General features: G+C 70.3%; 27 protein-coding genes. 10 read left to right on the top strand and 17 right to left on the bottom strand.

Annotation, left to right across the window (positions count from 1 at the left end; all coding sequences use genetic code 11):
• Positions 1–153 precede the first annotated feature (153 nt).
• The 12 genes from ACH4KB_RS28115 to ACH4KB_RS28060 form a co-directional block, all read right to left on the bottom strand.
• Entirely contained in the window at positions 154–1,614 is a 1,461-nt protein-coding gene (locus tag ACH4KB_RS28115) for a phage tail protein (RefSeq protein WP_398068645.1), read from the bottom strand.
• A 61-nt stretch (positions 1,615–1,675) separates the two neighbouring features.
• Positions 1,676–2,392, bottom strand: coding sequence for a hypothetical protein (locus ACH4KB_RS28110; RefSeq protein WP_398068644.1), 717 nt, complete (start codon positions 2,390–2,392; stop codon positions 1,676–1,678).
• Between the two features lie 3 nt (positions 2,393–2,395).
• The gene (locus ACH4KB_RS28105; protein ID WP_398068643.1) at positions 2,396–3,502 is read right to left on the bottom strand and encodes a hypothetical protein; all 1,107 of its coding nucleotides are present in this window, start codon (positions 3,500–3,502) and stop codon (positions 2,396–2,398) included.
• Between the two features lie 8 nt (positions 3,503–3,510).
• Positions 3,511–4,710: a hypothetical protein gene (locus tag ACH4KB_RS28100; protein WP_398068642.1), complete on the bottom strand. Its 1,200-nt coding sequence runs from the start codon at positions 4,708–4,710 to the stop codon at positions 3,511–3,513.
• A gap of 49 nt (positions 4,711–4,759) precedes the next feature.
• Positions 4,760–5,713 carry a phage distal tail protein gene (locus ACH4KB_RS28095; RefSeq protein WP_398068641.1) on the bottom strand — a complete coding sequence of 318 codons (954 nt, stop codon included), beginning with the start codon at positions 5,711–5,713 and terminating at the stop codon, positions 4,760–4,762.
• Positions 5,714–5,754: 41 nt separating this feature from the next.
• Entirely contained in the window at positions 5,755–7,041 is a 1,287-nt protein-coding gene (locus tag ACH4KB_RS28090) for a tape-measure protein (RefSeq protein WP_398068640.1), read from the bottom strand.
• Positions 7,038–8,177 (bottom strand): phage tail protein, encoded by a 1,140-nt coding sequence (locus tag ACH4KB_RS28085; RefSeq protein WP_398068639.1) that lies wholly within the window; start codon positions 8,175–8,177, stop codon positions 7,038–7,040. The genes ACH4KB_RS28090 and ACH4KB_RS28085 overlap by 4 nt, the downstream gene beginning before the upstream one ends.
• 272 nt (positions 8,178–8,449) lie before the next feature.
• The gene (locus tag ACH4KB_RS28080; protein ID WP_398068638.1) at positions 8,450–9,214 is read right to left on the bottom strand and encodes a hypothetical protein; all 765 of its coding nucleotides are present in this window, start codon (positions 9,212–9,214) and stop codon (positions 8,450–8,452) included.
• Positions 9,215–10,170: 956 nt separating this feature from the next.
• Positions 10,171–10,497 carry a hypothetical protein gene (locus ACH4KB_RS28075; RefSeq protein WP_398068637.1) on the bottom strand — a complete coding sequence of 109 codons (327 nt, stop codon included), beginning with the start codon at positions 10,495–10,497 and terminating at the stop codon, positions 10,171–10,173.
• A 65-nt stretch (positions 10,498–10,562) separates the two neighbouring features.
• On the bottom strand, positions 10,563–10,853 hold the full coding sequence (locus ACH4KB_RS28070; protein WP_097870332.1) for a hypothetical protein: 291 nt from the start codon (positions 10,851–10,853) through the stop codon (positions 10,563–10,565).
• Between the two features lie 113 nt (positions 10,854–10,966).
• Positions 10,967–11,569, bottom strand: a complete 603-nt coding sequence (locus ACH4KB_RS28065) for a phage tail protein (RefSeq protein ID WP_398068636.1) — start codon at positions 11,567–11,569, stop codon at positions 10,967–10,969.
• 158 nt (positions 11,570–11,727) lie between these two features.
• The gene (locus ACH4KB_RS28060) at positions 11,728–12,138 is read right to left on the bottom strand and encodes a hypothetical protein (protein WP_398068635.1); all 411 of its coding nucleotides are present in this window, start codon (positions 12,136–12,138) and stop codon (positions 11,728–11,730) included.
• Positions 12,139–12,492: 354 nt separating this feature from the next.
• On the opposite strand from ACH4KB_RS28060, the gene ACH4KB_RS28055 reads away from it, so the two are divergent.
• Positions 12,493–12,753: a hypothetical protein gene (locus tag ACH4KB_RS28055; RefSeq protein ID WP_398068634.1), complete on the top strand. Its 261-nt coding sequence runs from the start codon at positions 12,493–12,495 to the stop codon at positions 12,751–12,753.
• Between the two features lie 88 nt (positions 12,754–12,841).
• Here the strand turns inward: ACH4KB_RS28055 and ACH4KB_RS28050 are convergent, their stop codons facing one another.
• Both ACH4KB_RS28050 and ACH4KB_RS28045 read right to left on the bottom strand, forming a co-directional pair.
• Positions 12,842–13,036, bottom strand: coding sequence for a hypothetical protein (locus tag ACH4KB_RS28050; protein ID WP_398068633.1), 195 nt, complete (start codon positions 13,034–13,036; stop codon positions 12,842–12,844).
• Positions 13,033–13,941 carry a hypothetical protein gene (locus ACH4KB_RS28045; RefSeq protein WP_398068632.1) on the bottom strand — a complete coding sequence of 303 codons (909 nt, stop codon included), beginning with the start codon at positions 13,939–13,941 and terminating at the stop codon, positions 13,033–13,035. The genes ACH4KB_RS28050 and ACH4KB_RS28045 overlap by 4 nt, the downstream gene beginning before the upstream one ends.
• Positions 13,942–14,135: 194 nt before the next feature.
• Between ACH4KB_RS28045 and ACH4KB_RS28040 the strand changes: the two genes are divergently transcribed.
• The 6 genes from ACH4KB_RS28040 to tuf all read left to right on the top strand — a co-directional run bounded on the left by ACH4KB_RS28040 (position 14,136) and on the right by tuf (position 20,439).
• A complete protein-coding gene (locus tag ACH4KB_RS28040; RefSeq protein ID WP_398068631.1) occupies positions 14,136–14,582 on the top strand; it encodes a helix-turn-helix domain-containing protein in 447 nt (148 codons plus the stop codon).
• A 374-nt stretch (positions 14,583–14,956) separates the two neighbouring features.
• Positions 14,957–15,607, top strand: a complete 651-nt coding sequence (locus tag ACH4KB_RS28035; RefSeq protein WP_398068630.1) for a hypothetical protein — start codon at positions 14,957–14,959, stop codon at positions 15,605–15,607.
• A 468-nt stretch (positions 15,608–16,075) separates the two neighbouring features.
• Positions 16,076–16,447 carry a 30S ribosomal protein S12 gene (rpsL, locus tag ACH4KB_RS28030; RefSeq protein ID WP_003948652.1) on the top strand — a complete coding sequence of 124 codons (372 nt, stop codon included), beginning with the start codon at positions 16,076–16,078 and terminating at the stop codon, positions 16,445–16,447.
• A gap of 2 nt (positions 16,448–16,449) precedes the next feature.
• Positions 16,450–16,920: a 30S ribosomal protein S7 gene (rpsG, locus tag ACH4KB_RS28025; protein WP_003966970.1), complete on the top strand. Its 471-nt coding sequence runs from the start codon at positions 16,450–16,452 to the stop codon at positions 16,918–16,920.
• 38 nt (positions 16,921–16,958) lie between these two features.
• Complete coding sequence (gene fusA / locus ACH4KB_RS28020; RefSeq protein ID WP_398068629.1) at positions 16,959–19,088, top strand: elongation factor G; 2,130 nt, start codon at positions 16,959–16,961, stop codon at positions 19,086–19,088.
• A gap of 157 nt (positions 19,089–19,245) precedes the next feature.
• The gene (gene tuf, locus ACH4KB_RS28015; RefSeq protein ID WP_018960199.1) at positions 19,246–20,439 is read left to right on the top strand and encodes an elongation factor Tu; all 1,194 of its coding nucleotides are present in this window, start codon (positions 19,246–19,248) and stop codon (positions 20,437–20,439) included.
• Positions 20,440–20,467: 28 nt separating this feature from the next.
• On the opposite strand, the gene ACH4KB_RS28010 is transcribed toward tuf, so the two are convergent.
• Both ACH4KB_RS28010 and ACH4KB_RS28005 read right to left on the bottom strand, forming a co-directional pair.
• A complete protein-coding gene (locus ACH4KB_RS28010) occupies positions 20,468–21,079 on the bottom strand; it encodes a histidine kinase (RefSeq protein ID WP_398068628.1) in 612 nt (203 codons plus the stop codon).
• Complete coding sequence (locus ACH4KB_RS28005) at positions 21,076–21,369, bottom strand: hypothetical protein (protein ID WP_398068627.1); 294 nt, start codon at positions 21,367–21,369, stop codon at positions 21,076–21,078. The genes ACH4KB_RS28010 and ACH4KB_RS28005 overlap by 4 nt, the downstream gene beginning before the upstream one ends.
• A gap of 232 nt (positions 21,370–21,601) precedes the next feature.
• Between ACH4KB_RS28005 and ACH4KB_RS28000 the strand changes: the two genes are divergently transcribed.
• From ACH4KB_RS28000 to ACH4KB_RS27990, 3 genes are read left to right on the top strand one after another with little or no spacing between them, the layout of a single operon-like run.
• On the top strand, positions 21,602–21,766 hold the full coding sequence (locus tag ACH4KB_RS28000; protein WP_398068626.1) for a hypothetical protein: 165 nt from the start codon (positions 21,602–21,604) through the stop codon (positions 21,764–21,766).
• The gene (locus ACH4KB_RS27995; protein ID WP_398068625.1) at positions 21,763–22,191 is read left to right on the top strand and encodes a hypothetical protein; all 429 of its coding nucleotides are present in this window, start codon (positions 21,763–21,765) and stop codon (positions 22,189–22,191) included. The genes ACH4KB_RS28000 and ACH4KB_RS27995 overlap by 4 nt, the downstream gene beginning before the upstream one ends.
• Positions 22,192–22,197: 6 nt before the next feature.
• Positions 22,198–22,485, top strand: a complete 288-nt coding sequence (locus ACH4KB_RS27990; protein WP_398068624.1) for a response regulator transcription factor — start codon at positions 22,198–22,200, stop codon at positions 22,483–22,485.
• Positions 22,486–22,578: 93 nt separating this feature from the next.
• Here ACH4KB_RS27990 and ACH4KB_RS27985 read toward each other — a convergent pair whose 3' ends face one another.
• On the bottom strand, positions 22,579–23,304 hold the full coding sequence (locus ACH4KB_RS27985; RefSeq protein ID WP_398068623.1) for a S1 family peptidase: 726 nt from the start codon (positions 23,302–23,304) through the stop codon (positions 22,579–22,581).
• Between the last annotated feature and the right edge of the window lie 259 nt (positions 23,305–23,563).

Genomic DNA, 23,563 nt, shown 5'->3' with positions numbered 1-23,563 from the left:
GGTTTTGGGGGGGGGGGGGGGGGTGCTGGGGGGGGGGGGGGGGGGGGGGTGGGGGGGGGGGGGGGGGGGGGGGGGGGTTCTGGGGGGTGGGGGGGGGGGGGGGGGGCGCCCCCCCCCCGGGGGGGGGGGGCCCCCCCCCCCGAAGGTGTGCGGTCAGGAGGCCAGGGCCGCCCAGACGGCGTTGGAGTCGGCCACCACGTCGCCGGGGGAGAAGGACGTGGGCAGCGAGGTCCGGCCGGTGGTGCTGAGCCGGCCGTGGCGGATGAACTTGCCGGGCATCCTGGCGCTGCCGCCCGGCGCCACGCCCACACTGGCGCCGCGCAGGAAGCCGGGTCCGCTGTTGGTCGGGTTCGGTCCGTTGACGACGAGCCCCACCCAGTAGGTGCCGGCCGCCGCCTCGAACGGGGCGGTGAGCGGGCAGACGACCGTCTCGCCCTCGGTCTGGGGGATGGCGGTCTTGAGGGTGGCGGTCACCCCGACCCGGACTCCGGCGCCCGTGTAGAGACCGGCGTACGAGGAGGTGCTCAGGGTGCCGCCGGCGTACCCCGCGACGTAGAACACGACGTTGCGCACCGTCGTGGGTGCGTGCAGGGGGATTCCGATGAGGTACACCCAGCCGTTGATGCAGTACTGCACGGAGTGCGATGAGCCGGCCGCCGGGTCGAAGGCCCAGCCGCTGAACCCCATCGACGAGGGGGTCCAGGTACCGGAGGCCGCGACCGCGTCGACGTAGCCGCGCCGCGTCAGCTGGTCGGCGGTGACCGGAGCCGCGACCGTCGCGGGCGGGGTGGTGAAGGTCTTGACCCCGTCGACGGTCTGGTCGCCCGCCAGCAGCACGGCCTGGCCGTCCGGCACGGCCGAGACGTCCGCCGCGCCGAGGACGACCCCGCCGACGAGGCCGTTGACCGAGGTGACGGGCGCGCCGCCGAGCGCCAGGTAGCGGGCGTCGCCCGCCGCCTGGGTCAGGGCCCCCAGGTCGCTCGCCGTCAGCAGGACCTCGCCGGTCTGCCCGTTCACGGAGGCGACGGCGCCGCCGCCCGCCGGGAGCTGGGCGGGCGTGACCAGCCCGTCGGCGCCGAGGGTGGCCACCCCGCCCGGCGCGCCCGCCGCGTCGGCGGCGAGCGCCGAGACGTCCGCGGCGCCCAGCACGATGTCGGCCTCGGTGCGCCCGTTGACGGAGTGCACCGCGCCGGCCGGTCCCGCCGGGCCCTGCGGGCCCAGTTCCCCGGCCGGGCCGGGCGGCCCCGGCACGGCGACGTACTGCGGGGCGGCCGGATCGGCCGGGGCGATGTCGGCGAGGTCCACCGCCGACTGCCCGGCCGTGAGTGCGATCTGGTAGGTGCGGCCGCCGCGGGCGAGACCGGCGAGCTTCTCGGTGACGGTGTACGTCCAGACCGCCGGGTTCCAGCCGGGGGCGTCGGTTGCGGGCAGGACGACGCTGACGCGGCCCTCGGCGTCGAGGGCGGCGCGGGTCGGGCCGCCCAGGAAGAGATCCTCCTCGGCGTGGGTGAGGAGGGCCGGGGGGCGGAACTCGACGGTTCCGCTCATCGGGCGTCCGTCGGGGGTCATGTAGCGGGCGGTGACGGTGACGGTGGGGATGTTCTCAGGCAGCACGCGGGTGCCCCTTTCGGTGGTTGACGGGCCGCTGCGGTCGGCAGGTGGGGCGCGGTGGAGCTCAGGACTGGACGCCGTACAGGGCGAGGGGGCGGCAGCGCAGGGTGTCGCCGGCGGTCGCCACCCGGGCCTGGATCTCGAAGGAGACCGTGGCGCCGAAGTCGGCGGGCAGCCGCTCGGCGAAGGCCAGCCCGTCCCCCGGCCCGCCGAGCGGGCCGAGCTGGACGCCGTCGACGAGCAGCCGCACCTCGGCGCCCGCACTGCCGTCGGCGGCGATCACGCAGTGCAGCCGGGGGTGCTGGGCGATGCCGGGGCCCCGGTAGAGCGTGGTCCAGGCCGTGGACCCGGTGGACTCCCAGCGGGCGGTGTCGGCCGGGCCCGGCAGCGGGTACGGGATGTAGGGGCGGGCCAGCCCGCCGCGGATCGCGTCGTCGGCGACGACCACGTTGCCCCGGCGGTCGAGGATCTGCACCGGCTGGACGGGCAGCGTGTCCGGGGCCGCCGTCCACACGGTGAGGGCGAGGGACCCGTCGTCGCGGCGTACGACGAAGCCCTGCTGCGGTTCGTTCTCGCCGCGGTCCGGCTGGACCCGGCCCAGGTAGAGCAGGTCCTCGTCGCCCGAGGTGCGCACGCGCAGCCGGCCCTGGTCGCCGATGACGACCTCGCCGCCCATGATCCGGTTCAGCGCCGGAGTGGTGTTGGCGCTGCCCATCAGCTCCCTGACCTGGCGTTCCAGCGCGCGGATACGGTCGAGGAGATCGGTGGGGATGATGGCCACGGGTCAGGCTCCTTCCAGGTAGAGGACGGCGGTCTCCGCCTTGGTGCGTTGGGGCGGGGTGACGGCGATACCGACGATCCGGTAGGCGGCGTCGAGGCCCTCGTCGTGCCACAGGTCGTGGATCCGCAGCCGGATGCGCGCGCCGAGCAGCGCCGGGGTGATCTGCCCGTCCAGCAGCACGGTCAGCTCCGGGATGACCTCGGGGCGGTTCTGCCGGGCCAGTTCGGCACGGGCCAGCGAGCGCAGGGTCTCCTCGTCCGTGACGCCGCTGTGGTCGGAGGTCAGCTCCAGGCGGGGCCAGCCCGCGGCCAGGTCGTCCGGGGCCGCCTCGCGGGCGGTGAGCGGCTGGGAGTCCTGCGACTGGTCGGTGTTGACGGAGTCGCCACGGGCCACCCAGACGTTCGCCTGCACGGTGGAGTCCGTCGGCAGGCTGTAGGCGAGGACCTGGCCGGGATGGTTGAGCACGATGTCCGTGCGGCCCGTTCGGATCCGCGGGTGGCCGAGCTGGAGCCGTTTGATCCGGCGGCCCTCGGCGTCCCGGTAGCAGTGGACGCGCCACTCGAAGCCGTCGCTCAGCTGGCCGAGGTTGTGGAGCAGTTCCCGGACGCGGGCCAGTGCGGTGTAGGCGTAGGCGTAGTCCCGGACCACCCCGGAGCGGCCGTGGCCCGGCTCGATGCCGATGTCGCCGCCGGACTGCTCCTGCGCGTGGGCGATCAGGGTGCGGGCGATGTCGAACTGGTCCGTGCCGGTGCCGGCCAGATCGTGGGCGAGGATGCGGTGGTCCAGGTACGAGTCGAACGTGCCTGCCTGGAACTGCACCGTGATCCGGCCCTGTTCGTCGGCGGCCGGCGTGCAGGTCCACAGGACGCCGCCCCACCAGATGTCACCGTCGCGCTCCAGCCAGACCGCGGTGCGGCCGGGCTGGAGCGCCGCCCGGGCCCGGGCCGCCAGCGCGCCCGAGGGCAGGGGGATCTTGGCGGAGAGCGAGCCGGGCTTGCCTATGTAGTCGTCGAACTTGGTCTCCGTGAGTGGCAGCACGTCCAGCAGTCGGTCGGTGCGCAGGTCGCAGAAGAGTGCCCGGTAGACGGGTGTGGTGACGGACGCGGTCATCGGCTGCCTCACACGAGCGGGTCGACGCGGACGAATCGGTTGTCGAACCAGCCCCGGTTGCTGGTCGCCGACGTGGTGTAGGCGGAGACCGCCGTGTAGACCGCGCCGGGCTGTAGTCCCGCGATGCGGAAGGTGGCGGATACCGAGGTCATGGCCTTGGACCCGACCGTCGCCGAGCGGGCGTCGTTCGCTTCGAGGACCAGGACGCCGTCCTTGCGGATGTTGACGCCCATGCGGGACCACTGTCCGTCGACGCCGGTGTGTCCCATGAAGCCGACGGTCACCAGGACCGCGCCGGTGACCGGAACGGTGAAGGTCGCGGTGACCGTGGGGCCGGTGGTGTCGGTGACCGCCTCCACCCAGGAGGTGGCGGTGCAGTACCCGCCGTCGGTGTTGTGCGCCCAGGCGGTGGACGGTACGGCCGGGCGCCAGAGGGTGCCGTCCCAGCGCTGCAACTGCCCGTTCTCGTCGCGGTACTGGCCGGTGTACTCGCCCGCGGCCAGCGCGCCCTGCGGGGCGATGCCTCCGGTCTGCCGGGGGTAGCTCGCCCAGCGTGCCCCGTCCCACCGTTGCAGGGCGGCGGAGGAGTCGCGGTACTGCCCCGGGTAGCCGCCGGTGACGTCGCGGTTCCAGGACTCGACCAGGATGCCGCCGACCGCCACGGTCGGTACGCGCAGGTCGTAGACGGCCTCCTCCCAGACGATGCCGCCCGTGCCGACGGAGGCCCCGGCGGGCACCGTGATCCGGGCGAGCGGGAGGGAGGTCGGCGGGGTCTGCGGCTGCTCGGGGGTCGCCTTGGCCTCGCCCGTGATGACCTCCAGGGAGGCTTCGGTACGGTCGCCGCCGTCGTGCTGGGCGTCGCGGACGCGCAGCACGACGAGGTCGATACGGTCGTTGGAGGCGTTCCCGTCCTCGAGCACGAGGCTCGCGTAGTCGGTGAGGACGACCGGGTAGGCCCCGGCTGCCTCCTGGCCCTGGATCACCGCACGGCCGGGGGCGACGGTCACCCTCATGCCGGCGCTCTCACCGAAGACGTAGAGCCCGGACATCAGGTGCTCGCCGCCGACGGAGCCGGGGATCACACCGCTTGCTCCGGTCAGCGCTCCGTTCGGGGCCATGGTGCCGAGCGGGGCGAGCCGGGTGTCGGCGCGGCTCTGACCGCTCTCGGTCTCGGTGCGGTTGATGAGCCAGGCACTGCGTACAGGCATGTTGTCCTCCTGGGAAGGGGTGGTGGGTCGGTCGGGTGCCGCGGGAGGGTCACCAGTGGGCGTCGCGCCAGCGCAGGGTGACCGATGCCCGCGGGTCGGGTGTGGCGTCCTCGGCCCGGAAGGCCAGCTCCGTGGCGCCGGGCGGCAGGTGGAACAGCTGCTCGGGGGCGGAGGAGGGGGTCGCGGTGTAGAGCCGGGAGGCGGTGCCGTTGAGCAGCACGGTGCCCGCTTCGGTGTCGATGCTCAGGACGTCCTGGGGGCCGAGCACGATGTCGTACTGGAGTTGCCTGCCGTCACGGAGCCGGGTCAGCGTGGGCCGTCGGAGCGGCCCCCGGAACTCGACGACAGGGAGGGCCGCCGCTCCGCCGTCGTTGACCGCGGTGCAGGTGCCCGCGGTGCCGGTCCTGCCCCACTCCAGCGGCCACTGGAGCCCCAGGCCGGTGGCACCGGGTTCGGCGGGCCAGTCCAGGCCCGGTTCCTGCACGGGCAGGGATGTCCGGGTCTCGCGCAGTACCGCTCCGAAGCGGCGCGGGTCCGTCGCGGTCCACTGGATGCTGGTCTTGGACGTGCCGTGCACGACGAAGGACCGGTCCTGCGGTACGACGCGGCGGCTCACCCGTGCCCGGACGGCGAGCGTCTGGCCGTGCAGCCGTACGGCCAGCCAGCGTTCGCCGCCGTCGGCTCCGGTGGCCGTGCGGAAGGCGGAGAGGACGCCGAGGGACTGTTCGGCCTTGCGGGGCAGCAGCCAGAGGGAGGCCCCGACGATGCGGGGCTGGGCCCAGCGGGCGCCGGGCCAGGCGCCGTGCTGGTCGGGGCGGGAGACGTCGCCGGTGTCCAGGACCGGGAGATCGTCCCAGCCGGTGATGCCGGTGCGGTCGATCTCGTACGGCGTTCCGGGGCCCATCAGCAGTCCGGCCCACTGGATCTGCCCGTCGCGGGTGATCAGTGAGCCGGGTGCGGTCTCGTGGGTCTCGTGGGGATATGTGGTTGTGGTCTCGGCCATGCGGGCCGTCACCTCGCTTCAGTCGTGGGGCGGGTGGGTGTTCACGCCGCCGCCCCGTGGAGGAACAGCAGGTCGTCGGCGACGGCGAGCGGGCCGTTGCCCTCGGCCGCGTGGTACGTGTGCAGCCGGGTGCGGTCCGTGGGGCGGGCGGGGCCGGCCGTGCGCGGTTCCGTCTCGGCGGGGCGCAGCCGGCTGAGCGAGGAGAGCGGCAGCACGGCGGATGCGGCATCGTCCGGACCGGCGGGCCGGACGATGCCGCCCTCGGCGAGCTGGGGGATCTTGGGCAGGTCGACGCCGAACTTCTTCCCGAAGAAGCTGAAGCTCAGTTTGTTGAGGCCGTCGATGACCCAGTTGGCGAAGGAGATCAGTGCTTTGACGGGCCCGGTGACGGCAGCCATGACGCCCTGCATGCCGGTGCTGATGAAGCGGCCCATGCCGCTCAGAGTCCGGGACAGGGCGCTCCTCACCCGGGTGAACATGCTGGGGATCTTCTGCGTGATCCAGCTCAGGACGGGCCGGATCACGGCGCTGAAACCGCTCCAGGCACGGCGGACGAGGCCGGAGAGGGCGCGGGTGGCGGAGGTGACGGCGCTCCGGGTGGAGTGGAAGCCCTTGGAGAGGAGCGGACCGACGACGGACAGGACCGTGGTGATGACCTTGATGGCTGCCTTGAAGTAGGCCGAGATCACGGTGGCGTACGCCTTGAGGACCGGGCCGAGAAATTTCCAGATCGTCTGGAACACCTTGCGGACCTGGTCGAAGACCTGCTGCATGATCTTCTGCCCGGCCTGCGAGTTGAGCGCGTACTCGATCAGGAAGCCGATCAGCGGAGTGACCAGGCCGAGGACGAACCCGAAGGGGTTCGCGCGCATGGCGACGTTGACGGCGGTCATCGCGCCGGAGGCGACGGTGAGCGCGCCGCCGAAGAAGCCCATGAGCTTGGAGACCGTGCCCGAGCCCTTGCCCAGGACGCCGACGGCTCCGCTGAACACGGCTCCCTCGGTGGCGATCGAGTTCAGGGGCGCGACGGCGGGGCGGGCCTTGGCGCTGCCGGTACGGAGCTGGGTCGCCGTACGGCCGGCTGTCCGGCCCGTCTTCGTGAGGGACCTGCCGGCCGCGTCCGCCCCGGTCTTCATCTGCCGGAGCTGGGTGCTCGCGGAGGCGGCGGTGCCCTTGATCCGGCCGGCCGCCGTCGCTGCCTGCCCCAGGGTTCGCGCGGCGGAGCCGACGGACCGTCCGGCCGCGGTGAGCCTGGTGCGAAAGGTGTTCAGGGCTCCGGCGACCCTCGCGAGCGGGTCCGCGCCGGCCCGGAGGGCCGCGGCGCTCATCCGCGGGCCTTGGACAGGAACAGCAGGGCGGTGGCGGTCTCCTGGAGGTCGGCGGAGGACGCCTCGTAGTAGTTCTCGATCTGGAAGCCGGCCATCGCGCCGGCCGTGGCGTTGACCGAGTCGGCCTTGGCCCGGCGGGCGGTGTGCCGCAGCAGCCGGTCCAGCTTGGACAGCGGCAGCACGGCCTCGGCCTCACCGGCCTCGGCGACGATGGCGTGGACGCCGCCGTTGCGCGGGGCCACGATGCCGCCGGCCGCCAGTTGCGGGATCTTCGGCAGGCTGATGCCGAAGGTCTTCCCGCCGACGCCGGGGACCCAGCCGGGGATCGACACCTTGATGCGGTTGAGCTTGCCGATCGCGGAGTTGATGAGCCTGATGACGGCGTTGACGGGGCCCTTGACCGCCCCCTTGATGCTGCTGAAGGCGCGGCTCGCGATGCCCTTCAGTCCGCCCCAGATGCTGGACAGCCTCTCCTTGACGCGGCTGAAGGCCTGGGGGATGACGTTGCGTATCCAGTTGACGACGGGGGTGATGATCTTCCGGATGCCGTTCCAGACGCTGGAGATGACCTTCCTGACGGCGTTCATCACCGTGGTGATGATCTTCTTCCAGGCGTTGAAGTAGGTCGTGATGACCTTGGCGACGGCCTTGATGACGACGGTGATCGCCTTCTTGATGCCGTCCCAGACCTTCTTGATCAGCGCGCCGGCCTTCTTCATGATCGGCCCGACGACCTTCATGACCGAGCTGATGACCTTCTTGATCGCGGCGAAGGCGGCCTTGAGGACCTTCTGCATGGTCTTCGAGCGGGTGGCCATCTCGACCACCTTCTCGACGAGCGGGGCGAGCAGGGAGAACAACTGGCCGATGAGGTTGCCCTTCATCGACTTGTTGAGCCCCTTCATGCCCTTGGACGCCTTGTCGGCACCGGACTTGAAGGTCCCGACCTGGGGCCCGCTCTTCTTGGCGGTGCGGCCGGCCTTGGCCATCGAGCGCTCGGCCTTGTCGGCGGCCTTCTGGACCTTGGTCAGTTCGCGGGCGGATGCCTGGGCGGAGGTGCGGATCTTCCCCAGTTCCCGGGAGCCGGTACTCGCCTTCTGCTTGAGTCCGTCGGCGGCACGGCCTGCCGAGGACATTCCTGATGTGAATCCCCGCAGGGAACTCGAAGCTCTTCCCAGGGACCGTACAAGAGACACGTTGATTCCCATCCTTGGTGCGACGGCCCCGGTCCGGGGCGGCAGTCTTCCGGGGGACGCCCGTCGACTGCTCGCGATGGCTCTCGAACGAGGGCCCGGATGTCGCTCCGGCTGCGGTGCCGGTCGGTTTCTGCATGGTTTTCGATCGGAGAGAAGAAATCCGGTTCGATGTCTGATCGAGGCCGTTCCCCCCTCCTACGCGCCCGCAACTCTCAGCCGAGCGTGTTCTCCAGCTCCGCGGCCCTCCGCTGAACGGCTTGCAGATCTCGTTCCGCCTGGCGCAGTTCGCGAGCTTCGGCCGCATGAGCCTGCCGCCTCACCGGACTGAAACGCGCGCTTCGCTCAGCCCTGCCGGCGCGGGCGGAGACGTCAGTCCGGGCGGCGGCCGACGTGTGTCGCTGACCCCGTGCAAGGTCCTTGATGGCACTTTCGTGGCGACGGAGCTGCCGGGTATTGGCTGTCGTCCTGTCATCGATCTCCTGCTGTCGCTCGCGCAGGTTTCCCAGCTCGTTCTCGGCGGATCGGCCACCGTCCGGAGAATTTCCCGGAGCTGGCGAACCGTTACCTCCCGCGTCCCACGGAAGCAGGCCGCTTATGAAACCTTCGACCGCGTTCTTCCATCCCGGAGTGATGTTGACGCCGAGGATCTCGATACCCGTAGGCGTGATTTCCAGAAGATCCGGAGCGACAGTGAGGATGCTGGGGTCGAACTTGATGGCCTGAGTGCTCCAGTAGAGCTGCTGATCCGCTATGGCCGCGTGTTCGTCCGCCCATTCCTTTCCCGCGCTTTCGTCGATCAGTATCTTGGATACATCTCTAGGGGCAGGGGGCGGATCCTCAAGTGCAGTGATTCGTTCGTGTGCGTTGTCATTCTCCAGTGACCGAATTCTGTTGCGCGCGGCACTCAGGTCTTCGGTGAGCGTCAGTATGTCTTCGATCGCCTTACTGAGGCGTTGCGTGTCCTCGTCGTTGCTCAACGGTTCTGCCCCTTTCGGCATGCGGCCGGGGAGTCGGTCGGCGGGGTCCGCGCCGGTGGTACTGTCTGCGGCGTGAATATCAATCCAGTGACGCTATTCGTCCTCATGGCTGGGCTCGCCCCTATGGCTCTAGGATTGCGCCTCATACACTTGCGGTTTCGGCAGAATCGTTTTTACTCAAGCGGTAGAGGGTGCAGGGTGACGGGGGTCTGCGAGCGGCTGCGCTGGACATCGGGCGGAATGGTTTCCAGCGGTGTCCGCTATGCGGACGAGGAGGGACGTCAGCTCATGGCCTGGTCTGCACCGACCAGTTTGGTGCTGGTGGAGGTAGGTCAATCCGCACCTGTTCTTTATGACCCTCTGCATGCTGCGACTCCGATCGTGAACGATCAGAAGCGGAGAATCGGTTCCTATCCCCTCGGCGGATTGCTCTGCGGGATCGGACTCACACTTGTCTGGTTCCTGGGGAGCGGCATGTGGTAGACCGCGTTTCCGAATAACCTGCCACGCGAACAGTCCGCGCTCGCCGGCCGCGAACCGGGCCAGGGCGCACAGGGCGCACTTGACGATCTGAGTGTTCGCGCGGACCTGTAGGTTTCGGGGGCGGCGTGTTCGCCCAGTACCTCGCCCGTCGCGCTTTCCGTGTTGCTGTCGCGGGTGAATGCTATTCGCGTTCGCGTTCGCATGGAACTTGTCCGCCAAACGCATAAGCTCATTCTGTACTCTTGGTGCTCCGGTCCGACGCCCTGCGGAGCACGCAAATGCTGAGCGGCGTGTTATTTATCCTGGTCGTTTCCGGGCACGGTCGGAAAGAGCTACCGGCTGGAGTTCACCGTTCCCAGGGCGCAATCAACACGATCTGGACGCCTCGTTACTGCGAGGTCGGCGGGTGCGTCGGCCTGGTGGTCGTATCCGTGATCGCGCTGGTGATCCGGTGCTGTGACGGGGCGCCCCGCTCAGGAGAAGAAGCGCGCCAGATCGCTCGGGCTGGGCGCCTCCGGCGGCTCCGGGGGCTCGTCAGGGGCGGCCACGTCCCCCGGCCTCGGCACCGGCACGGGCAGCTCCGGAGGGTCGGAGTCCTCGTCGGTGTTGACCGAGGCGAACATCCAGTTGGCGGCCGCGAGATGGTCGACGACGGCGGCGAGCAGGTAGTCGGTGACGGTCCATTCGGCGCTCTCGCCGTGGAGTTGCTGGGTGGTGGCGCTGTCGCGTGGCAGGTGCTTGACCAGCACCGCGAGCCGGCGGGAGGAGAGCCGGCCGCGGTGCCAGTCGAGCAGGTCCACGCCGTAGTGCCGCAGCAGGTCGGCTTCCAGGGCCTCGGCGTGTTCTTCGGCGAACGCGTCGAGGCTCAGCCTTCCCCCAGGCCGAGCCCGGTCTCCTTGCCGTACGCCTCCAGGATCGCGGCGATGTCCTGCATGGTGATGTCGTGGCGCTCGAAGCGCGCGAACTGCTCCTCGCCCAGCAGGAGCTTCAGCAGGCCGTCGACGTCGTTGTCGTCGAGGCCGCGGAGCGCCTTGGCCGTGGCGCGGCCCAGCTCGGTGGGCAGTTCGAAGGTGTCGTCGTCCAGGTCGAAGGACCAGGAGCGGCCGAGCGCTTCCAGGCGCTGGGCGCGTGCTGCGTTGACGTCGAACGAAGCCATGGGTGGTGGGTCTCCTTACGCAGAGCAGGGCAGAGGTGGCGTGGGCCGGGGCGGTTACGGGCCCCGGGGGTGCCGGGCGGGTCCGGAACGTTCCGGACCCGCCCGGCGGGGGATCAGGCGCCGGTCGGCACCTTGTAGGCGGCGTCCTTCATGACGAAGGTGGCGAGTGCCTGGCCGTCGCCCGGGGAGAGCGCGGTGAAGGTGACACCGAGCATCGCGGCGGCCTTGCGGGCGAGCTTGATGTCGTCGGTGGCGGTGACCTGGCCGCGCGGGATGACGAAGCGGTAGGTGACCGCCGTGCCGTCGGTGAACTCCAGGCCGAGGGCGCGCTCGTCGAAGGTCGGGCCGTCCGGAACGTCGAACTGGACGATGTCCGGCTTGGTGGCGTCCCGGCGGATGTCCGCCGCCGCGCCGCCCAGGAAGAAGGGCAGCGTGTCCTCGTTGAACTGCAGCATGGAGAACTTCAGCGTCAGGTCACGGTCCGCGTAGACGAACCGGGCCGGGCTGATCGACTGCCACGTCTCGACCGGGTCCAGCTTGTCCTTCTTGGAGAAGGCCACTCCGTCCGTCGAGGTGTAGCCGAGGTCGGTCCACCCCGCGCCCCAGTCGGCCGACGGGTCGTCGGAGAAGACGTCGGGGAGAGGGGCGTTGACGTCCGCGATGAGGATGCGGCCGGTTCCGGCCACGCGGATCTCGGACGCGTTGTTGCCTGCCATGAATGGCTCCTTCAGTGGTTTCCGTGGGTGGTGGTGGTGGTGCCTGCCGTGGGTACGGCGAAGGCCCCGCCGGTGACGGGGCCCTGTCTGTGGGGCGCTCGGAGGCGCCGGGTCGGTACGGGTGGTGCGTGGACGGCCGCCGGGCGGGTGCCGGCGGTTCAGCCGATGCGCAGCGACACGCGCAGGACGCAGACGTAGCGGTTGGCCGCGGGGTGGAGGAACTCGGGCAGCCAGCGCGGACCATCGGCCTCGACCACATCGGTGATCACGAGGCTCGTTCCGTACGTCCGTCCGGCCGCCGACAGCAGCTCGGCGCGGGCGGCGTTCGCCAGGCGGTGCGCCGTCGCCTTGTCCGGCCCGTAGGCCTCCAGCTCGACGAGCGGCTGGTCGAGGTGGAGGTCGTCGACCCAGGCGCCACCGCGGCGGGAGACGATCACCGCCTGCTGGGTGCCGTCGAAGCCCGGCGGCGTGGTCTCGTCCACGACCGCGTCCGCGAGATCCGGGCGGTCGGAGAGGAGCTCCACGACGATGGCCTCCACGTCGGGGAAGGTACTCGGAGGTGAGGTCATGACAGGGCGATCACTCCTGTTCGTCGAGGGTGGGGAAGGGACGGGGACGCGGACGGCGGAGCCGCGCCCGGAGGGTGGGCGCAGCTCCGCCGCTGCACTTATTGTGACTCAGATCGTGCGCGCACGCAACTACGTGTGCGGGAGTGCAATTACTGAGGAGTGGGCCCAGGGGCGGTCGCACCCGGCGGACACGTGGCCGAGACCCGTTCCCGCCTCCCCGCATCGCCGCCGAGGGTGCGTTAGTCTGCGGCTATCGAACAAGTATTCGAGAGGTGGCGATCCTGAAGGGGAGAGCGTCCTGACGAGGCGTGTGGGAAACGAGGGAACGGGGAGCGGGTGGACGGGAGTGAGCCGGTGATCAGTGCCCAGGAGCGGCTGGCCGATGTCGTGGCCGCCGCGGTGGAAGTGGCCGCGGAGTCGGGGGAGTCGGGCACGTACACCGCGGAGGTCGCCCACACGCTTACCGCCGTCGTCGGCAAGGTCGGTGCCCGCGTCGCCGTCGAGGCGGAGACGCGGGGGTTCCGCAGCGGCTGGAGCGAGGCGATCGCGCTGGCGTCCGGAGGTGCGGAGGGCGGGGCCCAGGTGCTCCGCATGTCGTCCACGCCCGAGAAGTAGGCGGGGGACACGCAGGAAGGGGCGGCCCGAACGGGCCGCCCCTTCCTGCGTATCTGTTGTCCTTGCCATCCCTCTCCGGCCGTGTCCCTCAGCGCGCTTCGGGAGCCTTCCGCCGGGCCGCCCGCTCCGCCGCGAAGACGTCCTCCAGACGGAACACGTGCGCACGGCCCTCCCGGCCGGCGGGGCTGAGGTGGCCCAACTGGACCCACTTGCGGATCGTCGCGGGGCGCACGCCCGCCTCGTGTGCGGCGAGAGCACCGGTCACCAGGGTCGCGGCCGTCATCGCCGTCCCTCCCGGCGCGCGGTGTCCTCCGCCGAGGCGGTGAGTTCGGCGAGGTCGCCGCCGGACTCGGCCGCGAGCCGTGTCCACGCACCCTCGCTCCACGCGTGCCGGTGCGCCGGATCCGTACGGCAGTCGCAGGCGCGGTCCGCGCAGCGGCAGGCCGGGTTGACGCAGAGCACCGCCCGGCGGGCGGGGAAGGCCCGCAACGAGACCGAGTCGCACCACGGGCAGCGCCCGCTCACCCGCACCACCGGTTCGGCGCCGCCCAGCGCCCGGGTGCAGCGCCGCGCCATCCGGCGGGCCTCGTCCCGGATGTGTGCGAGGAGTACGTCGTCGTCGGCGGTCCGGTCGAGCAGCCCCGCGATGCGCAGCAGTCGTCCGGTGACCCGGTCGCGACGGGGGCGCGGAAGCCGGAGCCGGTCGTGCACGGCCTCGTCGAGCTCGATCACGCCATCCGTGATGTCCCGTACGGCGTCGGAGATGTGGAGTCGCACGGGGGAGGTACGCGAGCCGGACGGGGTGAGCCCGTGCGCCTGCTCGGTACGCAGGGCCTCCTCGCGCTCGGCGCGGGTCGGGCCGGCCGGGGTGGTGGGGGAGCCGGACGGGATGGCCGGCGGGGCCGAGGGGGAGCGGTAGGAGGGGGCGAGTTCGACAAGCAGCTCCGGGAACTGACACAGCAGCAGCTCGATCCAGAGCATGGCGTCCGCGACCGTGGCGTCCGCCGCGGAGGCGTCCGCCCCGGAGGTGCCTGCCGTGGAAGCGTCGCTCGCGGAGGCGTCCGCGACCGCGGAGTCCGTGGTCCTGAGGCTTTCGCGGCCGGGCTTCCGGGCGGTGGCCCGTGCTCCGGCCGACTGTCGCGTGGTCGGTGTGGATGTGGTCGGTGTGGATGTGTTCGGTGCAGTCATGGCGATCCCCTTCTCCCCGCACAGGGTGTTGCGAGTCCGCACACTGGCATGTTGCGCGCTCGCGCGCAAGACTGTTTGACAGCCTACCGGGCCTTTATCTCCACAGAATCTGCCCAAACGGTATGTGCGGAGGTGTAATTCCTTGCGCGCAAGCGCGATAGTGTGAACGTGCTTCGGAGGGAGGCGAGTGCCCCATGACCACGGGCGAACTCGACAGCTTCGCGACCTGGATCGAGGAACTGATCCGTCGGCGCGGCTTCGACATCGACAGTCCACGCGGCGGCGGCAAGTCCCGCCTCGCCGACGAGGCCGGGGTCCACCGGGCCGCCATCACCCGCCTCCTCCAGCGCCAGAGCATGCCCGACCTGGAGACCACCCGGCGTCTCGCCCAGGTGCTCCAGGTCCCGGTGCGCGACATGCTCATCCGCTCCGGCCGCCTCACCGAGGAGGACCTGCCGCTCCCGTCCGTGCCGACGGGAGCGCCCTCGGCGGACGGCCGTCCGCTCACCCTTGAGGAAGCCGCCGTCGCGCTGGGCGTACCGGCGGACCAGCGTGAGATGTTCGTCCGGGTCGCCGGTCAGTTCCTGCCCGCTCCGGCGGTCGAGGCCGGGCGGCGGCGCGTACCCCTCGCCTCCGACTGACGGGCGAACGGGCGACGATCGTCCCCGCCCCGCCCCTTCCGCTGTCGGGCCGGACCGGCACCGGGCCCCTTCTGCCGGCGCGTCCGGCCCCGCCGGCACTCCGCGCGGCTCCGGACGTCGGGGCCCACGGGCGATTCGATCGTGTGCCGGGCCGGGAGACCGGCCTCCCGGCCTGCCCCGTAAGCTGTTCCGGCCTGTCCCCCCGCCCCAGCGCAGGTGCGAACGACGCCGCAGGTTCATGGACGACAGTGCGTGGACGCGTCCCGCCGGGCGCGCCGCGCGGAGCGAGAGCGCCCGACCGGCGGGAACGGTCGGGTGCTCGCCCGGCGCGGGCGAGCCGCGCAGGCGGTAACGGGCGGTAAGCAGGGGGGCGCATGGTCGAGCGGGAAGGGTGCTCCCGGACCGCAGGCGACGCCCCCGAACCACCCGCCCCGCGCGCCGGGACACCGGTGCCGGAGACGTACGCGGCGCTCCTGGCCGAACTGGGCGTTCTCCTCGACGGCCACGAACCCCACGAGGTCGTCGTTCTCCTGCGTGCGGAGCTGGAGCGGCGCGAGATGCTGGCCTACTCCCACGGCTGGCGCGACGCCGCCGCCCACTACGAGCCCGCTGTCGAGGCGGCGCGGGCCGCGAGCCGGCGAACCCTGAGGCTGGTGGAGTCCACGCGTACGCCGGGGCAGGCCGCGGTGATCCCCTTCCGGCAGGAAGAGCGCGGCGACGAGCTCCGGCGGCAGGAGGGCGGGGCCGGGGAGGGGGAGGGGGCGGCCCGCGGCGCCTCCCGGCCGGACGGGACGGCTGAACGAGGTCGCAGTACCGGCGCCGGGCGCCGCCGCGACCGCCCCGAGACCGATGAGCGGACGGACCGGCCGCCCCGGCCGCCGCGCACCGCGACCGGGCCCGAACCCGCACTCGTGCGCAAGAGCCGCAGCTCCCGCGTTCCGACCATTCCCACGCTCCCGACGCCGAGGCTGCGGCGGCGGGAGGAGGAAGGGAAAGGCGTGGCCCCGGACGACCTGACCCGCTGAGGGGGTACGTACGGGACCGTTCTTCCCGTACGTGACACACGTACGGGAGGAACGCTCCCGGGGTCTGCGTCCGTGTCCGGAAAAGGAGCCCCGTACACGAAGAAACCTTACGAAACACGAAAAAACCCCGTGAAACACGGCGAAACCCTGGGGGAGAGCGGCCGGTGTGCGCGGCCGGGCCCGTCGCGGCCCTCCCGTCGGCGGGCTCCGACGCCCCGGCGTGTCGGCGTGACCAGCATTTGTTTTGACCCAGCTCCGTGAGGTAGGTACGCTCAAGCCTTGTGCCTGGGGTGTGCCTGGGCTCGGGTGCGTGTCCTCAACCGCACCGCGAGTCCGTCAGTAGCCACCGCAATCTGTGCCGACCGACGCCCTCGGGGTGGAAGTCCGCAGTATTCGACACACCCGACCGCGTGGGTCGGCGATGTTCCAGGTTAGTTTCACGAACGGCACACAGAAACCGGAGAAGTAGTGCCTACGATCCAGCAGCTGGTCCGGAAGGGCCGGCAGGACAAGGTCGAGAAGAACAAGACGCCCGCGCTCGAGGGTTCGCCCCAGCGGCGTGGCGTCTGCACGCGTGTGTTCACGACCACCCCGAAGAAGCCGAACTCGGCCCTCCGTAAGGTCGCGCGTGTGCGTCTGACCTCCGGCATCGAGGTCACGGCCTACATCCCGGGTGAGGGACACAACCTGCAGGAGCACTCCATCGTGCTCGTGCGTGGTGGCCGTGTGAAGGACCTGCCGGGTGTTCGTTACAAGATCATCCGCGGCTCCCTTGACACCCAGGGTGTCAAGAACCGCAAGCAGGCCCGCAGCCGCTACGGCGCCAAGAAGGAGAAGTAAGAATGCCTCGTAAGGGCCCCGCCCCGAAGCGCCCGGTCATCATCGACCCGGTCTACAGCTCTCCTCTTGTCACCTCGCTGATCAACAAGATCCTCCTCGACGGCAAGCGTTCCACCGCCGAGCGGATCGTGTACGGCGCCATGGAAGGCCTCCGCGAGAAGACCGGCAACGACCCGGTCATCACGCTGAAGCGCGCGCTTGAGAACGTCAAGCCCTCGCTCGAGGTCAAGTCCCGCCGTGTCGGTGGCGCCACCTACCAGGTGCCGATCGAGGTCAAGCCCGGTCGCGCCTCCACCCTCGCTCTGCGCTGGCTCGTCGGCTACTCCCGCGCCCGCCGCGAGAAGACCATGACCGAGCGCCTCATGAACGAACTGCTCGACGCCTCCAACGGCCTCGGCGCTTCGGTCAAGAAGCGTGAGGACACCCACAAGATGGCCGAGTCCAACAAGGCCTTCGCGCACTACCGCTGGTAGTCGCTACCCCCATCGAGACCGAGAGAAGATTGAGCCTTATGGCCACCACTTCGCTTGACCTGGCCAAGGTCCGCAACATTGGGATCATGGCCCACATCGACGCGGGGAAGACGACCACCACTGAGCGGATCCTCTTCTACACCGGTGTGAGCTACAAGATCGGTGAAGTCCACGACGGCGCTGCCACGATGGACTGGATGGAGCAGGAGCAGGAGCGCGGCATCACGATCACGTCCGCCGCGACGACCTGCCACTGGCCGCTCAACGATGTTGACCACACCATCAACATCATCGACACCCCGGGTCACGTCGACTTCACCGTCGAGGTGGAGCGTTCGCTCCGCGTCCTCGACGGCGCCGTCACCGTGTTCGACGGTGTGGCCGGCGTCGAGCCGCAGTCCGAGACCGTCTGGCGTCAGGCGGACCGCTACGGCGTGCCGCGTATCTGCTTCGTCAACAAGCTCGACCGCACCGGTGCCGACTTCTTCCGTTGCGTCCAGATGATCATCGACCGCCTCGGCGCGACCCCGATCGTCATGCAGCTCCCCATTGGCGCCGAAGCGGACTTCACCGGCGTCGTCGACCTCGTGTCGATGAAGGCCTTCGTGTACCCCGAAGAGGCCGCCAAGGGCGAGATGTACAACACCGTCGAGATCCCGGACAACCTCCAGGAGTCCGCCGCCGAGTGGCGCGGGAAGCTCCTCGAGGCCGTGGCCGAGAACGACGACGCCATGATGGAGCTGTACCTGGAGGGCACCGAGCCCACCCAGGAGCAGCTGCACGAGGCGATCCGCCGCATCACGCTGGCCTCCAAGGGCAGTGCCGACTCCGTCACCGTCACCCCGGTGTTCTGTGGCACCGCGTTCAAGAACAAGGGCGTCCAGCCCCTGCTCGACGCGGTCGTGCGCTACCTGCCTTCCCCCCTGGACGTCGAGGCCATCGAGGGCCACGACGTGAAGGACCCGGAGAAGGTCATCCAGCGCAAGCCCTCGGACGACGAGCCGTTCTCCGGCCTGGCGTTCAAGATCGCGAGCGACCCGCACCTGGGCAAGCTCACCTTCGTCCGGATCTACTCCGGTCGCCTGGAGGCCGGCACCGCGGTGCTGAACTCCGTCAAGGGCAAGAAGGAGCGCATCGGCAAGATCTACCGCATGCACGCGAACAAGCGTGAGGAGATCGCATCGGTGGGCGCCGGCGACATCATCGCCGTCATGGGTCTCAAGCAGACCACCACCGGTGAGACGCTGTGCGACGACAAGAACCCGGTCATCCTGGAGTCCATGGACTTCCCGGCGCCGGTCATTCAGGTCGCCATCGAGCCGAAGTCCAAGGGCGACCAGGAGAAGCTGGGTGTCGCCATCCAGCGCCTCTCGGAGGAGGACCCCTCCTTCCAGGTGCACTCCGACGAGGAGACCGGCCAGACCATCATCGGTGGTATGGGCGAGCTTCACCTCGAGGTGCTCGTCGACCGCATGAAGCGCGAGTTCCGCGTCGAGGCGAACGTCGGCAAGCCCCAGGTCGCGTACCGCGAGACGATCCGCAAGGCCGTCGAGCGCATCGACTTCACGCACAAGAAGCAGACTGGTGGTACCGGCCAGTTCGCGAAGGTGCAGATCGCCCTTGAGCCCATCGAGGGTGGCGACGCCTCCTACGAGTTCGTCAACAAGGTCACCGGTGGCCGCATCCCCCGTGAGTACATTCCCTCGGTGGACGCGGGTGCTCAGGAAGCCATGCAGTTCGGCATCCTGGCCGGTTACGAGATGGTCGGCGTCCGCGTCACCCTTCTCGACGGTGGTTACCACGAGGTCGACTCCTCGGAGCTCGCCTTCAAGATCGCCGGTTCGCAGGCGTTCAAGGAGGGTGCCCGCAAGGCCTCTCCCGTGCTCCTCGAGCCGATGATGGCCGTCGAGGTCACCACGCCCGAGGACTACATGGGCGATGTCATCGGCGACCTCAACTCCCGCCGTGGCCAGATCCAGGCCATGGAGGAGCGCAGCGGCGCTCGCGTCGTGAAGGGCCTCGTGCCCCTCTCGGAGATGTTCGGCTACGTCGGAGACCTCCGCAGCAAGACCTCGGGTCGCGCAAGCTACTCGATGCAGTTCGACTCCTACGCCGAGGTTCCGCGGAACGTCGCCGAGGAGATCATCGCGAAGGCCAAGGGCGAGTAACTCTCCCGAGCTCACGCTTTAGGCTTGTCACCGGAGCCGGGCGGGCATTCCGCACAGCGCGTCAGCACTGTGCGGAATGCCCCCGGCGCCGGCACCCCAGCAAAGATCACCTGGCGCCGATGAAGCAAGGCGTACAGAACCACTCAGGAGGACCCCAGTGGCGAAGGCAAAGTTCGAGCGGACTAAGCCGCACGTCAACATCGGCACCATCGGTCACATCGACCACGGTAAGACGACCCTCACGGCCGCCATTACCAAGGTGCTGCACGACGCGTACCCGGACCTGAACGAGGCCTCGGCCTTTGACCAGATCGACAAGGCTCCCGAAGAGCGCCAGCGCGGTATCACCATCTCCATCGCGCACGTCGAGTACCAGACGGAGTCGCGTCACTACGCGCACGTCGACTGCCCCGGTCACGCGGACTACATCAAGAACATGATCACGGGTGCGGCGCAGATGGACGGCGCCATCCTCGTGGTCGCGGCCACCGACGGCCCGATGCCGCAGACGAAGGAGCACGTCCTCCTGGCCCGCCAGGTCGGCGTCCCCTACATCGTCGTCGCGCTGAACAAGGCCGACATGGTGGACGACGAGGAGATCCTGGAGCTCGTCGAGCTCGAGGTCCGTGAGCTCCTCTCCGAGTACGAGTTCCCGGGCGACGACCTTCCGGTCGTCAAGGTCTCGGCGCTCAAGGCGCTCGAGGGCGACAAGGAGTGGGGCCAGACCGTCCTCGACCTGATGAAGGCCGTCGACGAGTCCATCCCGCAGCCCGAGCGTGACGTCGAGAAGCCGTTCCTCATGCCGATCGAGGACGTCTTCACGATCACCGGTCGCGGTACGGTCGTCACCGGCCGCATCGAGCGTGGTGTCCTGAAGGTCAACGAGACCGTCGACATCGTCGGTATCAAGACCGAGAAGACCACCACCACGGTCACCGGCATCGAGATGTTCCGCAAGCTGCTCGACGAGGGCCAGGCCGGTGAGAACGTCGGTCTGCTCCTCCGTGGCATCAAGCGCGAGGACGTCGAGCGCGGCCAGGTCATCATCAAGCCCGGCTCGGTCACGCCGCACACCGAGTTCCAGGCGCAGTCCTACATCCTGTCGAAGGACGAGGGTGGCCGTCACACCCCGTTCTTCAACAACTACCGCCCGCAGTTCTACTTCCGTACCACGGACGTGACGGGCGTTGTGACCCTTCCCGAGGGCACCGAGATGGTCATGCCGGGTGACAACACCCTCATGGACGTCGCGCTGATCCAGCCGGTCGCCATGGAAGAGGGCCTGAAGTTCGCCATCCGTGAGGGTGGCCGGACCGTGGGCGCCGGCCAGGTCACCAAGATCATCAAGTAGTTTCTGCTTGGTCCTTGGACCTGGTGGCTCACTGAGTCGCAAGAAGGGCCCCGCACCTCGAAAGAGGTGCGGGGCCCTTCGCCGTGTGCGGAGCCGTCGGGGTCACACCGGAGGCGGCGAGGACTCGCTGGGCGTGGGCGAGCTCGTCGGAGAGGGAGAGGTCGCCGCCGTCCGGCCGGCTGATCGACCGCACTTCGTCGTGGAGCCGCCGGGTCAGGGCGATGATCTCGGTCAGCGCACCGCGCTCCCGCTCGCGTCCGGGCGACGAGGAGCCCGGCGTACCGTCGCCGCGCAGGGCCACCTCGCCCTGGAGCACGATCGCCGTCAGCGACGAGCCGACCAGATCATGCAGGTCCTGCTGCATGCGGGCCCGCTCCCGCTGCTCCGCCGGGTGCGCGGTGTGTTCCCTGTTGGCGCCCGGCCGGGCCGCGAGGAGCGCCAGGTGGGCGACGGCGAAGACGGTGCTCGCGGTGATCGCCGTACTGAGCAGGATGCTGAGCGGGCTGCGGTCGGTGGTGATCAGGTCGGTGGTCGACAGCACGGGTCCGCTGACGCCGACCGCCAGGGCGATGGGCACGGAGGCGTTCGGCGGCAGGGGCAGCAGGACGGCCCCGGCGAGAAAGCCCAGCAGGCTCTTCACTGGTGGTGGAAGAGCAGCGGGAGGTAGGTCAGCACGGCCTGGACGAGCAGCAGCGCCCACCGCCCGCGGTGGGGCAGCCGGTACGGCGGCGGGGCGTACTGGCCCAGCATGATGGCGGGCATCAACACCAGCACGGTCAGGCCGACGACCACCGTACGCCTGCCGAGCGGCGGGGACGCCACCTCCAGGGCGACGAGCGCGAGCGACCCGACCACCAGAACGGCCAGTGCTCCGACGGCCACTCCGCATCCCTGCGGCACACCCGCGCCCAGGCGTGCGCGTAGGCTCATCCGTCCCCCAGGCCTTCTCTCCCCGTCACCGTTCGTGTACGGGGCACTGTCCCGTACCGAGGAGGGCCGGGGCCGACGGCCCCACGCCTCCGCGACGGAGGGCAAGTGAACTCCCGGGCCTACGTGAGATCTTCACTTCTCCCGCCCCGGCCCGCTTGCTTGGAGCTCCTCTGTTCATGCCCGACGACAGAGAGTGGTGCACCGTGCCGGAGCAGATATCTTCCGATCAACCGTGGGAGGGTTCCAGGGGACCCTCAACAGGAAGAACTACGGAGTCGGCTGGAGCGCCGTCGGGTTCGAGAAGGTGCTCGGCGTCAAGAAGGCCCGCACGGTCTTCCGCGTGAAGTTCGGCAAGAAACGGCACTGGGACTGGAGAGTGGGGAGGTTCTTGTCATGACGCTCCGGCACGGAGGGAAGCCTCTTCCGGTGGCCCTGGCCGAGGAGGCCCTGACCTCCTGCGGCGCGCGGGCCGCCGCGTTCGAGGAGCGCGAGGTCGAGCAAGGCAGCTGGTTCGCGGACTGGGTCGGGATGCTCGCCGGGTCCGAGGTGTACATCGGCCTCATGGGAGGGGCGCCGAAAGCGGAAGCGGTGCGGATCCTCCTGGACGACTGGACCTTCGAGCAGGTGGCGGCCGGCGATGTCGGCTCCCTCCTCACGCGGGTCTTCTCCGGGCAGGCGACGCTCAGCAGGCAGAAGTTCCTCTTCTTCTCCTCCTCCCACCTGCTGGAGGTCCGGGTGGGCTCGGCCACCTACTCAGCGGGACGGGACACCAGGCCGGACGATGAGCTGGCTCCCTGGGAGAGGGCCTTGACCGCCGCCTGACCTGCGGTGTGCCGCGGATTCCGCGCCCGGATCCGCAGCACACCGCCCGACGCCCGTGCTCGTCGGACCGGTCCGGCCCGCGGGGAGGAGCGGGCAGGCCCCGGCCCGCTCACCGACAAGGAGGCCGAGGCCCTCCGGCCGGCCGCCGGCGGGGCGCACTCCCGGGAGATCGCCGCCGACCCGTTCCTCAGCGTGGGAACCGTCCGCAACAGGCTTTCGTCGGCGGTCGGGAAGCTCCACGCCCCCACCCTCGTCGACGCCGTGCGGATAGCGAAGGACCAGGGATGGGTGTAGGGCCCCGGTACCTCAGGGCGGTGAGGTAGGGGCCCTACGGTTCACGGGGCGACGGGTCCGTCAGGTGCCCGGCGCCCCGGGTGGTGGGGTCGGTCAGACGCCCGCGATCGACTGGATCCAGGACCGGTACGCGGTGACGTTCGTGTACGCGGTCGTGGTCTGCCGGTCACTGGTGGACGCGACGCCGACCTGGATGCCGTTCGCCGTCATCGGGCCGCCGGAGTCGCCGCCGGCGGTGATGCCGTCGCCGCGGCGGGCGCAGATCGCCGAGCCGCCGTACGCGTCACCGCAGCCTCCGGTGACCGTCACGTTGGCGACCTTCAGGTAGCGGGACTGGCAGTTGGCCTCGGAGCCGCATCGCGAGGTGGCGCCCCAGCCCCAGACCTGCACGCCCTGCCCGACCCGCACCGAGCCGGGCTGGCCGAGACGGGAGTAGGTGGCCTGCACCGAGCGGTCCAGCCGGACCAGGGCCAGGTCCGAGCTGTGGGTGTAGGTCTGGGCGCCGTTCGCGACCACACCGCCGCTGTGCTGGTCGAGGCTGCCGATGCGGAACGACAGACCGCCGCCGGTGACGCAGTGCTTGGCGGTGAGGATCCAGGTCGGCGCGATGATCGTCGCCGAACAGGTCTCTCTGCCGTTCGAGAAGAGGCGAGCGGCCCAGGGCGCGTTCTGGGCGTAGCCGCCGCCGATGATCTGGGTGGTCGGGGGCGGGGCGTCCTGGAGCGGGGCCTCGGGAGCTGCCGAGGCGGACGGTGCGAAGAGGGCGAGGACACAGGCCGCTGCGGCGGCGGCAGCGGGCACGAGCCTGGATATACGCATGATTCCTCGTTTCGCGCGACACGCTGGGGTGTGCGTGTCCGTGGGGGATGGTGGGCAACAGGGTGCCGGAGCGCGACGAGGCCGGGGTACTAACGTTTGGGCATAACGCGGCTTTATGGGGCGGCAGTTGGGCCGAACGCGTCCGCTTCCGCGCCGGACGCCGCACCCGGCGCGCGGCGTCCGGCGCGCTCCGGCGGGTCGCCCGGGCCGCCGGGTCCGCCGGGCCGCGCCCGAACGCGGAGGGGCCCGGCACGCATGG

Origin of the sequence: Streptomyces sp. NPDC017520 (genome assembly GCF_044329855.1) — a bacterium.
Taxonomy (GTDB): domain Bacteria; phylum Actinomycetota; class Actinomycetes; order Streptomycetales; family Streptomycetaceae; genus Streptomyces.
The sequence above is the reverse complement of the archived record's forward strand: the minus strand, read 5'-3'. Positions and strand labels throughout refer to the sequence as shown.

Coding starts and splice junctions, on each gene's coding strand:
- ACH4KB_RS28105 (WP_398068643.1), bottom strand. CDS start 3,502: ATGACCGCGTCCGTCACCACACCCGTCTACCGGGCACTCTTCTGCGAC.
- ACH4KB_RS28100 (WP_398068642.1), bottom strand. CDS start 4,710: ATGCCTGTACGCAGTGCCTGGCTCATCAACCGCACCGAGACCGAGAGC.
- ACH4KB_RS28095 (WP_398068641.1), bottom strand. CDS start 5,713: ATGGCCGAGACCACAACCACATATCCCCACGAGACCCACGAGACCGCA.
- ACH4KB_RS28090 (WP_398068640.1), bottom strand. CDS start 7,041: ATGAGCGCCGCGGCCCTCCGGGCCGGCGCGGACCCGCTCGCGAGGGTC.
- ACH4KB_RS28085 (WP_398068639.1), bottom strand. CDS start 8,177: ATGTCCTCGGCAGGCCGTGCCGCCGACGGACTCAAGCAGAAGGCGAGT.
- ACH4KB_RS28070 (WP_097870332.1), bottom strand. CDS start 10,853: ATGGCTTCGTTCGACGTCAACGCAGCACGCGCCCAGCGCCTGGAAGCG.
- ACH4KB_RS28065 (WP_398068636.1), bottom strand. CDS start 11,569: ATGGCAGGCAACAACGCGTCCGAGATCCGCGTGGCCGGAACCGGCCGC.
- ACH4KB_RS28060 (WP_398068635.1), bottom strand. CDS start 12,138: ATGACCTCACCTCCGAGTACCTTCCCCGACGTGGAGGCCATCGTCGTG.
- ACH4KB_RS28050 (WP_398068633.1), bottom strand. CDS start 13,036: ATGACGGCCGCGACCCTGGTGACCGGTGCTCTCGCCGCACACGAGGCG.
- ACH4KB_RS28045 (WP_398068632.1), bottom strand. CDS start 13,941: ATGACTGCACCGAACACATCCACACCGACCACATCCACACCGACCACG.
- ACH4KB_RS28040 (WP_398068631.1), top strand. CDS start 14,136: ATGACCACGGGCGAACTCGACAGCTTCGCGACCTGGATCGAGGAACTG.
- ACH4KB_RS28035 (WP_398068630.1), top strand. CDS start 14,957: ATGGTCGAGCGGGAAGGGTGCTCCCGGACCGCAGGCGACGCCCCCGAA.
- rpsG (WP_003966970.1), top strand. CDS start 16,450: ATGCCTCGTAAGGGCCCCGCCCCGAAGCGCCCGGTCATCATCGACCCG.
- fusA (WP_398068629.1), top strand. CDS start 16,959: ATGGCCACCACTTCGCTTGACCTGGCCAAGGTCCGCAACATTGGGATC.
- ACH4KB_RS28005 (WP_398068627.1), bottom strand. CDS start 21,369: ATGAGCCTACGCGCACGCCTGGGCGCGGGTGTGCCGCAGGGATGCGGA.
- ACH4KB_RS27995 (WP_398068625.1), top strand. CDS start 21,763: ATGACGCTCCGGCACGGAGGGAAGCCTCTTCCGGTGGCCCTGGCCGAG.
- ACH4KB_RS27985 (WP_398068623.1), bottom strand. CDS start 23,304: ATGCGTATATCCAGGCTCGTGCCCGCTGCCGCCGCCGCAGCGGCCTGT.